Origin of the sequence: Janthinobacterium sp. B9-8, from assembly GCF_000969645.2 — a bacterium.
Taxonomy (GTDB): domain Bacteria; phylum Pseudomonadota; class Gammaproteobacteria; order Burkholderiales; family Chitinibacteraceae; genus Iodobacter.
Genome location: NZ_CP014222.1, coordinates 4,569,680 through 4,583,520, shown reverse-complemented (window position 1 = coordinate 4,583,520; position 13,841 = coordinate 4,569,680). Strand labels below are relative to the sequence as shown.

At 41.9% G+C, this 13,841-nt stretch carries 12 protein-coding genes; all 12 read right to left on the bottom strand.

Annotated elements, in window-relative coordinates; all coding sequences use genetic code 11:
* Window positions 1-99 precede the first annotated feature (99 nt).
* A complete protein-coding gene (gene cpsG, locus VN23_RS20555) occupies window positions 100-1,464 on the bottom strand; it encodes a phosphomannomutase CpsG (protein ID WP_046350411.1) in 1,365 nt (454 codons plus the stop codon).
* A gap of 4 nt (window positions 1,465-1,468) precedes the next feature.
* Window positions 1,469-1,939: a GDP-mannose mannosyl hydrolase gene (locus VN23_RS20550; protein ID WP_046350412.1), complete on the bottom strand. Its 471-nt coding sequence runs from the start codon at window positions 1,937-1,939 to the stop codon at window positions 1,469-1,471.
* Window positions 1,923-3,341: a mannose-1-phosphate guanylyltransferase/mannose-6-phosphate isomerase gene (locus VN23_RS20545; protein ID WP_046350413.1), complete on the bottom strand. Its 1,419-nt coding sequence runs from the start codon at window positions 3,339-3,341 to the stop codon at window positions 1,923-1,925. Before VN23_RS20545 ends, VN23_RS20550 begins: the two co-directional genes overlap by 17 nt.
* A 60-nt stretch (window positions 3,342-3,401) precedes the next feature.
* Window positions 3,402-4,736 carry a UDP-glucose dehydrogenase family protein gene (locus tag VN23_RS20540; RefSeq protein WP_046350414.1) on the bottom strand — a complete coding sequence of 445 codons (1,335 nt, stop codon included), beginning with the start codon at window positions 4,734-4,736 and terminating at the stop codon, window positions 3,402-3,404.
* 25 nt (window positions 4,737-4,761) lie between these two features.
* The gene (locus tag VN23_RS20535) at window positions 4,762-5,544 is read right to left on the bottom strand and encodes a WecB/TagA/CpsF family glycosyltransferase (RefSeq protein WP_046350415.1); all 783 of its coding nucleotides are present in this window, start codon (window positions 5,542-5,544) and stop codon (window positions 4,762-4,764) included.
* The gene (locus VN23_RS20530) at window positions 5,532-6,686 is read right to left on the bottom strand and encodes a glycosyltransferase family 4 protein (RefSeq protein WP_046350416.1); all 1,155 of its coding nucleotides are present in this window, start codon (window positions 6,684-6,686) and stop codon (window positions 5,532-5,534) included. The genes VN23_RS20535 and VN23_RS20530 overlap by 13 nt, the downstream gene beginning before the upstream one ends.
* Complete coding sequence (locus tag VN23_RS20525) at window positions 6,686-7,849, bottom strand: glycosyltransferase family 4 protein (RefSeq protein ID WP_046350599.1); 1,164 nt, start codon at window positions 7,847-7,849, stop codon at window positions 6,686-6,688. The genes VN23_RS20530 and VN23_RS20525 overlap by 1 nt, the downstream gene beginning before the upstream one ends.
* A gap of 453 nt (window positions 7,850-8,302) precedes the next feature.
* Entirely contained in the window at window positions 8,303-9,643 is a 1,341-nt protein-coding gene (locus VN23_RS20520; RefSeq protein ID WP_046350417.1) for a cellulase family glycosylhydrolase, read from the bottom strand.
* Window positions 9,609-10,730 (bottom strand): glycosyltransferase, encoded by a 1,122-nt coding sequence (locus VN23_RS20515; protein WP_046350418.1) that lies wholly within the window; start codon window positions 10,728-10,730, stop codon window positions 9,609-9,611. Before VN23_RS20515 ends, VN23_RS20520 begins: the two co-directional genes overlap by 35 nt.
* A complete protein-coding gene (locus VN23_RS20510; RefSeq protein ID WP_046350419.1) occupies window positions 10,727-11,986 on the bottom strand; it encodes an O-antigen ligase family protein in 1,260 nt (419 codons plus the stop codon). Before VN23_RS20510 ends, VN23_RS20515 begins: the two co-directional genes overlap by 4 nt.
* 38 nt (window positions 11,987-12,024) lie before the next feature.
* Window positions 12,025-12,546, bottom strand: coding sequence for a DapH/DapD/GlmU-related protein (locus tag VN23_RS20505; RefSeq protein ID WP_046350420.1), 522 nt, complete (start codon window positions 12,544-12,546; stop codon window positions 12,025-12,027).
* Window positions 12,547-13,830, bottom strand: a complete 1,284-nt coding sequence (locus VN23_RS20500) for a lipopolysaccharide biosynthesis protein (protein ID WP_046350421.1) — start codon at window positions 13,828-13,830, stop codon at window positions 12,547-12,549.
* Window positions 13,831-13,841 lie beyond the last annotated feature (11 nt).

The following is a 13,841-nucleotide window of genomic DNA, read 5'->3' as shown; positions in this document are numbered from 1 at the left end:
TATGGGGCGTTTTTTTAGGCAAAAATTTATCTCGCCCCTCATCAAGCCATAAAAAACGCCCCATCAGAGGCGTTTTTCACTACTTATTCCAATGCATATTTACGCATCTAATAACTGCAAAATCGCCTCAGTATGCTTTTGCATTAAAGCCATATCCGCACGCGACTCCACATTTAAACGCACCACTGGCTCGGTATTGCTCGAGCGCAGATTAAAGCGCCAATCGGCGTACTCCATGCTAATGCCATCGGTCGTATCTACAATTAAAGCATCGCTCTGATAAGCCGCACAAACACGAGCAATCGCTGCTTTAGCATCAACCAGCTTGCGATTAATCTCGCCCGACGATGGATAAGCCGCAATGCGCTGCTCCACCATGGCGGACAATTTTTGCTCGCGACGACTCATCAGCTCAATCACCAATAGCCACGGAATCATGCCGCTATCGCAATAGGCAAAATCGCGGAAGTAATGATGAGCGCTCATTTCGCCACCATACACCGCGTCCTCCAAGCGCATCCGCTCTTTAATAAAGGCATGGCCGGTTTTACTTTGGATCGCTACCCCGCCCGCAGCTTGCACCACATCGACGGTATTCCAAGTTAAACGCGGATCATGAATGATTTTTTGCCCAGGGTTCTTTTGCAAGAAGGCTTCTGCCAAAAGGCCAACGATGTAATAACCCTCGATAAAATCGCCGCGCTCGTCAAACAAGAAGCAACGATCAAAATCACCATCCCAAGCAATTCCCAAATCAGCCCCATTTGCAATGACTGCATTGGCTGTATCTGCACGGTTTTCTGGCAAAAGCGGGTTAGGGATACCATGTGGGAAAGTGCCATCCGGCTGGTTGTGCACTTTAATAAACTCAACCGGTACTTGGGCCGCTTTAAATTTAGCCTCCAGTGCATCCACCACATGGCCTGCTGCGCCATTACCTGAATTCAAAACAATTTTTAATGGGCGCAAGGCAGATAGATTCACATAACCCATCAGATGCTCGATATAGGCATCTAGAATAGACAGCGAGCTGCTGCTGCCGCGCTGAGCAATCGGTGCAAAATCAGCCGATTCAGCCAAGAGCTGAATATCACGCAGGCCAGTATCGCCGCTAATCGGCACTGCACCGCGCTTCACCAGCTTCATGCCGTTGTAATCCAGCGGATTATGGCTGGCTGTCACTTCAATCCCGCCATCCACATCCAGATGAAACGCAGCAAAATAAACTTCTTCGGTACCGGTCATGCCTAAATCAATCACATCGCTACCGGCATCCATCAGGCCATTAGCCAACGCTTGCTTTAGCTCTTCACTGGTCAAACGAACATCGCCACCCAGTGCAATACGTTTAGGTTTGAGCAGTTGGCCATAAGCGCGGCCAATACGATAAGCGATATCGGTATTGAGCTCAGTGCCAAGCTGGCCGCGGATATCGTAGGCTTTGAAACACGTTAATTTAGTCATTGGTTTACTCGAAATAAGCTCGGGAATGAAGGTGTACGGCAGCGTCTTGTACGATTTCTGCCCTGCTAGCCCAGCGATACTGGGAATGCTGCTCACCCAGCGGCAGGGCCATATCGGATTCATCAAGCTGTAGCGTGTAGGCAAGCACCACATAATGCGTGCCAAAACCTTCCACACGCCCGGCATTACTATCATAAAAGTGCTCGTAAACGCCCAGCCACTGCGCCGAAGAGCGCGCCAAAGCCACGCCTAATTCGGCTTTAGTCAGGCGTAAAAAAGCAGCATCCAGCGTTTCATTTTTTTGCACCCGTCCGCCCGGCACAAACCAGTGATCGCAGGCGGGCTGGTTTGTGCGCCACCCCAGCAGGACATCGCCTGCTGAGTTTTGCACAATCAAATCGATAGATATCAAAGGCGCGCGCTCAACCACCTGTAAAAACGCTGGAAACGGCAGCGCCTTATTTGGTTCGGCCATACACATCTTCAAAGCGCACGATATCGTCCTCACCCAGGTAGGAGCCCGATTGCACTTCGATTAGCTCTAGCGGCATCTTGCCCGGGTTTTCTAAGCGATGCGTCGTACCAAGCGGGATATAAGTCGATTGGTTTTCTGACAAGAGAATCTCTTGATCCCCATTCACCACCTTGGCTGTACCTTTCACCACAATCCAATGCTCGGCACGGTGGTAATGCATTTGCAAGCTCAGCGACGCGCCTGGATTAACCACAATCCGCTTCACCTGGAAGCGCGAACCGGCATCGATGCCTTCATAGCTACCCCAAGGGCGATACACGCGGCGATGCGTAACCGATTCTGATCGGCCGGCACTATTTAAACGCTCAACAATCTTTTTCACATCCTGCACATGATCTTTATGCGCCACCAGAATCGCATCGGCCGTCTCTACAATCACCAGATCCTGCACGCCAATCGCCGCAATCATGCGGGTTTCGCTGCGAATATAGCTGCCTGATACGCGATCAAGCATCACATCGCCCAGCACGCTATTGCCCGCTTCATCTTGTGGCGTTACATCACGGAGTGCTGACCAAGAGCCAATATCACTCCAGCCTAAGCCCGCCGCAGCAATCACCGCCGCATGCGCGGTTTTTTCCATCACTGCATAATCAATCGAATCTGATTCACATGCAGCAAAAGCATCGCTATCTAAGCGCAAGAAGTCTAAATCACGCACGCCTTTAGTAACCGCAGCCTGCACCGCAGCCAACATCACAGGCTGATAAGCCGCCATTTCCGCTACATACGCATCGGCGCGGAACATAAACATGCCGCTATTCCAGTAATAATCACCCGAAGCTAAAAACTCTGCCGCACGCTCAGCATTCGGTTTTTCTACAAAAGCAGCAACTGCATAGGCATCGCCAGATAGGCTATCGCCACGGCGAATATAGCCATAGCCCGTTTGCGGCTCAGTAGGCGTAATCCCAAAGGTAACTAACTTACCTGTTGCGGCAACACTTGCCGCCTGTGCCACCAAGGCTTGAAACACATCGCCAAACTGAATCACATGATCTGATGGCAGCACCAGCAGCATGGCATCCGGGTTGTCTTCCAGCGCAATCAAAGCCGCAGCCGCCACAGCCGGTGCAGTATTACGACCCATCGGCTCTAAAACCACGCGGGAATCGCTCATGCCCACCGCACGCAATTGCTCGGCCACCAAAAAGCGATGCTCCTGATTGCTGATTAATAAAGGCGCGGCTACATCTGCCATTCCCTGCAAGCGTGTTGCCGTTTGCTGCAGCAAGCTTTGATCACCATGCAATTTTAAAAATTGCTTAGGGTAACCACCACGAGACAGCGGCCACATACGGCTACCCGAACCACCACAAAGAATCACCGGAGTAATTGACATGAACTATCCATTAATTGTTATTTCAATATAATTTTGCGGCGACTCGCGCCGCAAAATAACTTAAAGACTGACTTGCTGACGGCCAATTGGGTAATACTCAAAGCCCTCTTTTTGCATGCGCTTTGGATCAAATAAATTGCGACCATCAAAAATCAATGGATTTTTAAGCTGTTTATTCATATCCGTAAAATCAGGACTGCGGAATGCTTTCCATTCGGTGACAATAATCAAAGCATCTGCATCAGGCAATACCGCATTTGGGCTATCGCCATAGCTTAAACCTTTCCAATCTGGCATCACCCGCTGTGCTTCGTGAATTGCAACCGGATCATGCGCAGCCACCGTCGCCCCCTGATTCAGCAAATACTCAATAATTACACGGCTTGGCGCATCGCGCATATCATCTGTATTGGGTTTAAATGCCAAACCCCATAAAGCGAAATGCTTACCTTTTAAATTATCACCAAAGCGCTTAACAATTTTATCCACCAGCACCGATTTCTGCGCATGATTTGCTTTTTCAACGGCATCCAGCACTTTTAAGCTAATGCCATGCTCTTCAGCCGTGCGCTGCAAAGCTTGCACATCTTTAGGAAAGCATGAGCCACCATACCCCACACCAGGGTATAAAAAGTGATAGCCGATACGTGGATCAGAGCCAATCCCTTTACGCACTAGCTCAATATCTGCGCCCATTACCTCTGATAAATTAGCCAATTCATTCATAAACGAAATACGCGTAGCCAGCATGGCATTAGCCGCATATTTCGTCATTTCGGCAGAGCGCACATCCATAAATAAAATACGATCATGATTACGCACAAACGGCGCGTATAAAGAGCTCATCAAATCTTTGGCCGTATCATCATCCGTGCCAATCACAATCCGATCCGGACGCATAAAGTCTTCAATCGCAGCGCCTTCTTTCAAGAACTCCGGATTAGAAACAATCGCAAAACTCGTTTGCTCGTTGCGCTGCTGCAACTCATCCGTAATGGCCGCGCGAACCTTATCCCCAGTGCCCACCGGCACAGTGGACTTATCCACAATCACCTTATAGCCATTCATATGGCGGCCAATACTGCGTGCTGCAGCCACCACATACTTCAAATCTGCCGAGCCATCTTCATCGGGCGGTGTGCCCACTGCAATAAACTGAATCGTGCCATGCTCTACCGATTCTTTAACATCCGTTGTAAAGCGTAAACGACCTGCAGCCACATTACGCTTAATCATTTCCTCAAGGCCGGGCTCAAAAATCGGCACGCCACCTTCCTGCAAAATACGGATTTTATTTGCATCTACATCTAGGCATAACACATCATTGCCATACTCCGCCAAGCATGTGCCAGTAACCAAACCTACGTAGCCAGAACCAATCACGGTAATTTTCATTGTAAAAACACTCCCACTTAATAAATTAATTTTTATGAGTAAGCTGGCGAATCGCTTTAATAACAAAAATGGTATTTGTTACGAAATAGCGTTTCCAAAGACGTCGTGGCTCCGAGCATAGACGATGCAACCATTCCAATCCTGAATGCTGCATCCACAAAGGTGCACGAACAATCGTGCCTGCGTGATAATCAAATGCCGCCCCCACACCAATCATCACCGCATTAATTTTGCCACGATGCGCAGCCATCCATTTTTCTTGCTTTGGGCAACCTAGGCTAACCCAGACAACCCCTGCTCCAGATGCATTGATATTACTAATAATTTCCTGCTCTTCTTGCTCAGCTAAAGCGCGAAAGGGGGGGGAATATGCACCCACTATTTTCAATGCAGGAAAACTACTGCTCAATTTAAGCAGTAAAATACGTAATGTATCTTCACTGCTACCATACAAATAAATCGAAGGCCAATCCCCTGATTTATTTGCCTCTGTGCAATATTTCCACATTAAATCAGGGCCATTAATTCGCTGCTGATTATAAAACCCCATTTTACGCATTAACCAGGCAACGGGCGCACCATCCGAGGTTGCCATATCTGCATTTTTAACCACATCATAAAAAGCCGGGTCATTTGTAGTAGTCACCACAGAATGGGCATTACATATGCAAATATAACGGGATTCTCTTCTGGAGCTCCATCGCTTGATACGCTGCAAAGCCGTATCCCAATCCAGCACATCAATAGAAGCGCCCAGAACAGAGGTTGTTTTTCTCGCCACTAATGGCTTATCAATTATCTCGGACATGCATTTATCGCCTCATTATATATATTCATTAATATTTCATAATTTTTATCCGGGGTATATTCTGCTAAATACTTCTCACGCGCATTACGCCCCATTTCTGCCATCGCTTCAGGGTTGTTAACAGCCCAAGTCATTTTTTTTGCTAAATCATCAGCATCACTAGCATTAAATAATAACCCTGTTTTTCCATCTTCAACCAAATCACATAATGGCCCCAAGCGACTAGCGATAACCGGCAGACCACTTGAATAAGCCTCAACCAAAGTCATCGGCATATTTTCATAACAAATACTTGGCAAAACCAAGGCCAGGCTTGAGCGCATATAGGCTCGAACCTCTTGCTGCGGTAAGGCGCCACATAAATCAAGCTGAGCAATTCCAGTCAAATAAACAGATTCTTCACCAGCCCCAACAACCGCTAAATGCCCATGTGGATCAGCACTAAAGGCTGTCGCAAAAATACGAGCCCCTTTTTCCGGAGATAAACGGCCTACATATAAGAAACCACTTCTTTGCTCTGCTCCACACCCCACATCTTCAGCAAAATTGGGCTTAATCATTATTTTATCCGCAGGAATCCCGCCCTGAATGTATTTATTCTTACAAAATTCATTTAAAGCAATATAGCGATTAATCTTATTTTTATACGTTCCCACAGAGCGATGAATTGTTAGCATGCCAGATAAAACAGCACTTTGAGCAAAAGAATCTCTATAGCAACGACGCATAATGCCACGCCACGTTGCATGCCCAACGCAATCTTCACAAACACGGCCATCGCGCAAAAAAGTGGCTTGAGGGCACAGCAATCTGAAATTATGTAATGTCTGCACCAGAGGTACATTTAGAGCCTGAGCCGCCCAATATAAAGAAGGTGAAATCAGTGGAAATGTATTATGAACATGAATAACATCAGGCTTTACTCTCTTAAGCAAAAGCGAGAATTCAGTATATGTTTTTTTAGACCACACGGTCTGCTTCAATAATGACAGTTTTGATTGATTAATAATTTCATCATTATGACGAAAATAATGCTCAACCTCATGACCATGTTTCTTTAACAATGCAATTTCATTATCAACAACCGAATCTTCACCACCTTTTTGCTGATAAGCATTGTGAACAATTAACACCCGTTTCATTATTGATTGCCCCGGTATATTGGCTCGGCAAGACACTTTATAATGCCTTCTGCAAAGTTTCTTGCCATATTCTCTACACTGTACTCCTTAGCACTTTCTAAACATGCTTGCTGCATGGCAGATAATTTACCCTGATCATTCATTAATTCAATCACAGCAGTCGCATATTTATCTTGCGAAAAATCAACCAGCAAACCATTAATTCCGCTTTTCAAGTATGCAATTTCGGGGCTATGAACACCGCAATCAGTTGTGATCATAGGTACAGCGCAAACAAACGAGTCTAAAATCCCTAAACCAACCAACCCAGGATTAATCATCACTGTAGAAACAGACAATAGCTCCACTTTTTCTTTACCTTTGCATAGGCCTACATATTTAGCCCAATCATGCTCACGGCAAAAATCTTCAATAAGCTTACGCTGAACACCATTACCAGCAATAAGCATTTCAAAATCAGGAACTAATTTTTTTATTTTAATAATCGCCTCAAGCATAAACTCGATGCGCTTTTCTTCATAAAAAGAACCAATAAAAACACCTACGTTCTTACTACTAATTTTTAATTTATCCCTAATTACATCTTTTTTACTATCATCAATCTCACCAAATAATTTAGCCATTTGATGGGTATCAATAGAATTATTTGCTATCGTCACCCGATCAACAGGAAAATCAAAACGATTAATCAAGGGCAAGCTCATTGCGGTATAACCAAACCACCAATCCGCACGCTTTGCAATCACTCTCTTGACTTTCTCGCTCCAGCTATCTGGGTTTCCCTGTAAATTAGCACCATGCCCAAACAATGCCACTTTAATTGACGGGTACAGATATTGCGCAACTAAATTAAATAATAATTTATTTTCATGACTGCAAATAACTAAATCAGCATCTTTTATTTTCTCAAAAAAGGGCTGCCAGCAAATTCGTCCACCCAGCAAATAATGGGTAGGTAGTTTTTCTGCCCAAGGCAATTCACCCGAGTCATTCTTGCTCAGCTCATCTTTATTTGGCATACCATGCAGCAATCTTAGCCTGCACCCTCTTTCCTCAAGCTCTTGGCGTAAAGCCTCGAAAAAGGGCAGCCGATAATGTGGCAAGCGCCTTTGCACAAAAAGGACAGTAGGCTGATAACAAGCATTAACTTCATTTTTAGTCATAGTGGATTTCAAATTTAAAAATAAATAAAATAAAATCACTATTTCAAAATGAAATAAGCGAAGTTCTATTTCTTAAAATGTTTTAATTATACAAGCGCAAGGGTACGTAACAAGCCTGCTTCGTAAGCTAAAAATAGCTACAATAACTCTATTTTTCCAAAGACAAAGCCCATCAACAACCCAGCTAATTCCAAAAAAGATCAGAAAAATGCACACCCTGATTACTGTAAATAATAATTAACTGCGTAAAACTCAAAAACATGCTTCTGCAAAAAACTTTACAAAATTTTGAACAAATGCATTTATCGTTACACAGTTTAATACAAATGATGTATGAGAAAAATACATCGTTTTAACCATATACTCGCTTTCCAACTTATGAAATAAATTGATGCAATATTTATATGCTAGTAATAAGTAACCGTGGTTTAAAAACCAGAGAGATGAGAGGCGTTATTTAAGAATAACAGGAACAGCACCAATCGCTATTTCATCGCTATAAATATCTTCTGCCCTGCCCATTGGGAAAGAGATTACCTTGCTAATGTTCCCGATTTTTGACCGAGCAATTTTTGTTACTTCATCACTGGTCGTCCACACAAAATACTGTGCCGCATTCTGGCGATCTGTAAATTTACAAATCCAGACAACCAATCCATCAATTTGACACCCTCGGGGTGTACTGCCAATTAACTGAGATGCAAAATTCTGATAAGCAAATGCAGCAGCTTTTTTATGTTTACTCTTTGGCTCAGCTAAACCCATTTCCCCATGGTCATAAGAATACCAATAAGACTCACCTACCCCCTGAATTAGAGCAAGAATATTTGCACGTAAAACATAAGCAACCGCTTGGCTTTGATTTAATCTACGCCATTCATTACTATAATTTTTACTAATTTCAGGTCCCGATAGATTTTCAATCAACCAGCCTGATTCTGTATTCCAGAGCGGCTTATGAGCCTGCCTATTTTTGCCCATAATTTGGTAAAGCCTCTCACCCAAACCATAGGCCGCTTCAGGCTCTGACTTAGGGACATAAAAATGATAAGCAAGTATATCTGAATACTTACCCCCCCCCATCGCAAGATATCTATCCCATTTTGCTAATTCATTTTCTGAATTACCCGTCATACTCGGAGCAACTAGACGATTTTTTGGGTTAACTGCTTTTAATTCAATATACGCAATTTTCTGCATCTCAAGCAGAGCTTCCCATTTTCCCGACCAGAATGGTTTTAAATTAACCTCGTTTAATATTTCATAATTATAAATAACATTATTATAACGAGTCGCAACTTTTCTAACATAGCTGCGCCAATGAGCCATATTCGCAGGCTCGGCAGCACAACCTAAACCATAAGCGCATTTTTCTTGAGGGCGGCTTGATGCCCACACAGGTGTTACACCTAATGGAAGAAGCAATCGAATATTGTTTTTCTGGCTGTATTCAACAATTGCATCTAACTTCGCAAAATTATATTGCCCCTCACTAGGCTCAATATCTTTCCAGCCAACATAAAGATCCCAAAGACGCCAACTACTTATACCCGAGATAGGCCATGCCTTATTCAAATCAGGCCGGTGAACATGCACTCCAAAATAACTAGCGGTAATTTCCTGCTGAAAACGTGAAGCTATATTCGTTTTTGGTATTGCCATTAAAGAATCAGAATTACTTTTTCTTAACATTAATGGCTCATCAACGGCAACTGCAGACTGTAAGCAACAAACAGTCAACATTGCCAGCAACAAGGTCCTAGCAATTCGCATGGCGGTCAATAATTTGGTCATATATATTCTCCAAAAGCATAGCTTGCTTACGAATATCTAAACTCAGTGCAAAATCTCTGCCCGCTTTACCCATGCGATTACGCCATTCACTTGTCTGCCCTAATACAAAATCTAATTTTTCAGCCAGATTATCCACATTACCTGGCTCAAATAAAAAACCAGTTTCTTGATCTATTAACGCTTCAGGCATCCCGCCACTTCGACTAGCAATAACAGGTACGCCCGAAGCGGCGGCTTCTAATAGAACAATACCAAAAGCTTCGGTTTGTCCATTTTTATCTGGCATGCTCGCTTGCACATAGCATGCGCACTCCTGCATTAGGCGCTTAACATCGGCATGTGGTTGGGCACCCAACCATGTAACTCGTTGCTCAATACCTAATTCCTTAGCCAAAGCCATTAATTGTAAAGTTTCTGTGCCAGCCCCCACTTGCACCAGCTGCCAATCAAAAATAGCAGCCACTTTAGCAAAAGCTCTTAGCAGCACATCAATTCCTTTTACTTTGACATGCCTGGAAACATTCAGAATAAATTTTCCCTGATGCATTAATGGCTGGAATTTTTCAGTATCTACACCAATATAATGTGTAAATATTTTGCTATCCGCAATACCGCGCTCAATCATTCTTTGCCGCATATACTGGGATACCGCAATAAAAGCATCTGCATTTTTATACAAGCTTCTTTCATTCAATAAATATTGCCAATTTGTAGGCTTACGTGTTTTAAACAAAGACCAACGGCTCATCTGTGTATCAAAGCCATGGCTTGTTGCAATCAATGGAATATTAAGTTTCTTTGCTATCGGTGCAATCATAACGGCATCAGGCAAAAAATGAGCGTGAATTATTGCAGGTTTATGTTGAATTAAACCCTGCTTAATCACCGCAGACTGCCGCAACAAAGTAAACTTCATTCGTTCATATTTATGTAGTGCATCAATAGTAACTACATCAGCTTCAATAGGTGCTTTTAAATCCCTGCATACAAATAAAGCATTATAATTATGCAGTGAATGAGCTTGCTCTAGAATAAATGACTCAGAAACAAACGGCATCGTCGTTCTATAATATGCAACATCCCTCATTTTTCATTCCTAATGATACTTCTAGCTTTATATATGATTGCAACCAATGCAAAAAATTGTGCTTGAATGAGCACACCAGCAGCAGCCGGCTCGAAAAAATAAATCCCAAGCAAACCAACAATACCGCCTTTTATCGCACAAACAATATATTTTAATTCCTTATCTTCAGTATTACTTATTTTTTCTAAAATAATATGACTGAATAAAAAAACAAATGCGAACAATGAAAAAATACCGTAATTAATCACTATATTTAAGTAAGTATTATGAGCATTAGGATAGATAAATTTACCAAAAGTATAATAATCACTAGCCCTTAACATTTCAAACTGTAATGAACCGGTAAAAAATTTGAAATCTGAGTTTAAAAACACATGAATTGCTGATTGCCATAATTGATAACGAGTCTGCATCGTTGATAAAGTATGCTCGGTCGAAGATAAAGAAAAACTGACTATAGAAAAAATAAGCAAAGGGAATAAGACAATAATAAAACGCCCAGCATTTTTTCCAATACATAAATATGCCAGACTACAAGCGATCCCCACTAAGCTCCATATAAATGCACCTTTTGTTTGAGCATAATAAAAGGCAGTAAACATCAGAAATAAGCCAATAACACACAATGCTTTAAATAAAATAGAACGCACATAAAGCGCCAGCATAAAAAGACCTACAACAGGGAAAACCAGATACAGCCCTAAACCATTGGGATGCCTAAAAAAACCGATAGCAACATTCGACTTTAATACAGACCCATCAAGCGCCATTTTTCCCAGAGTACCTACATCTACGTCAAAAATGTAGGGCCAGCCCACAAGGCCCTGCATAATACCCATTGCCGCACTCAACAAACCAAGCACAATAAGCAACAAAAATAAAATCCATAATTGTTTCTTAGTATCAGTAAGAAACAAGACCAATGGCACAAGCAAACAAGCAGGTAACACATCTTTAAATGCCTGAAGGCCCGATGCTGCTCCAGTAACAAACGCCAGCGCAGATCCTATTCCAGCAAGTAAAGCGTAAAGCATCACCCATTTTGATTCAAAAAATGCATCCCTCCAGGCTGGTATTACTAATGGATTTGCAACTAAAGATAAAAAAACATGAGCAAATCCAAAGTAAATAGCAAGCTCTAGCACAGTAAAGCTAACCATGCCTGAAATTCCAGAAAATATACGGAACTCTCCCATCATTAGAATAAAAATAAAAATGACAATAAAAAATGACCGATTATTATTTTCTTCTTTCAATACAGAGTACTCACTCAAAAATTAAAAATGCCTGAATATCATGACACTCGGCTTCGAACTATTCGTGCAGGATTGCCCACAACTACGGAATAGTCAGGAATTGACTTTGAGACAACAGATCCAGCGCCAATAATTACACCATTTCCAATATGAACCCCCGGCAAAATAATGACACGCTGCCCAATCCAAACATCATTCCCAATGCATACAGGCTTAAATTCTTTCATTCCCTGATTAATCATTGGCACCTCAATACTTGCAAACTCATGATTTACCGTCAGAATAATTACATCAGGCCCCATCATGACATTATCCCCAATTGCGACACTTCCATATAACTTACAATTAACACCTAAGCCGGAGTTATTCCCAATTTTTATCTGTCGACCAGAACCAAAAGAAGCACCATGCTCAATGTTAATATTTATTCCACATGAAGAGAAAAGACCTTTACAGCACCAACGGCGTATTTTCCTTGTCCATAAAAAACCTCTTGAGGAGGATGACGGTAAATAACGAAAAACACCATAATACAGTAATAAAAAACCTAGCCTTACCATCTAAATTCCCCCAACTAGAGCAAACGGAAAAATTACGCAAGAAATTATTAAAAAATAGGGAAATTTAATTTTATATACTTTTTGAGAAATAAAATGGGTTGCTCCAACACTAAATAAACTGGATATTAGAAACGCCCATGCAACACCCTGTGCCATAAAATAAGATGAGAGAATAAAACCTAATACAATTTGAAAAATAGCACCTATTGCTGTGGTGTAAATCAACAGGTGAGTTTGCCCTTCTTGAAGTAACCCAATATTCAAACTAGGTTCAACAGCTCGAATTACAACACCTATAATTAATGGAAGTAAAATACTAAATTCAACATGAACATTTGGTGCAAGAATTGGCAATAACCATGGCGCTAAAAAATAAAGAATAGCTCCTGCTAGTGAATAGCCCAGACTAAAAAAAACAGACATTTTTGAAAAAAATATTTGGCCTCTATCTACATCTTCAATATGCTGAAAACGCGCAGTTGGCCACCAAAGTGCAACAGGTGTTATTAAAAAATTTAATACTCCTGCTAACTTTAATGCAACAACATAACTACCTAATATTTTATGATCAAGTGTAGAAGAAACAATATATCGATCAGCATTATTCAAAATAGTAGCAAAAATAGCCGAAATCATTATAGGCACGCCATACTTTAAAGCGGCAACTTTCAACACTTGCTCATTATCAACGGAGTAAACTGTTGAATTTTCTTTCTTTAATATTTGATAGTTAACCAGAATTGCAGAAAAACTCACTGCAATTGCATACACAGCCAGCCACTCAATTGCCGTATCAACAATAAATGGGTGTTCCATGACATTTATAAAAGAAAATAAAGCTAAAACTCCAAACTTACCTAAAGTTCCTAAAAAATAAGGGCGTGCAAGCAATTTTGCCCGTGCAGAAGCTAAACCCAGACCCAAAGTAGCTTCTGCTAAAATAATAATGGGCATTAATAATATGGCATATTTTAATTTAAATTGCAGCATGGCCCATATACAAGCCAATACGATAGATACCAATGCTGGCCACAAACACATTTTAAGACAAAGCCGCAATGCAAAATTAACTGGCATTTTATCTGCATTAACCAGCTTTAAAATACTCCAGTTACCACCAAATTGTGCAATCAGCGCAAACAAGTAAATAGCAGGTTCGAACAAACCCCATTTTCCATATTCCTCTACTCCCAATGCCCGGACAATAAATGGAATCATGAGAAACTGCAAACCTGCTTGCAGTGCATTACTAATAAAAAACCCGCCAAATACTTTTTTGAACATAATTTATTTAT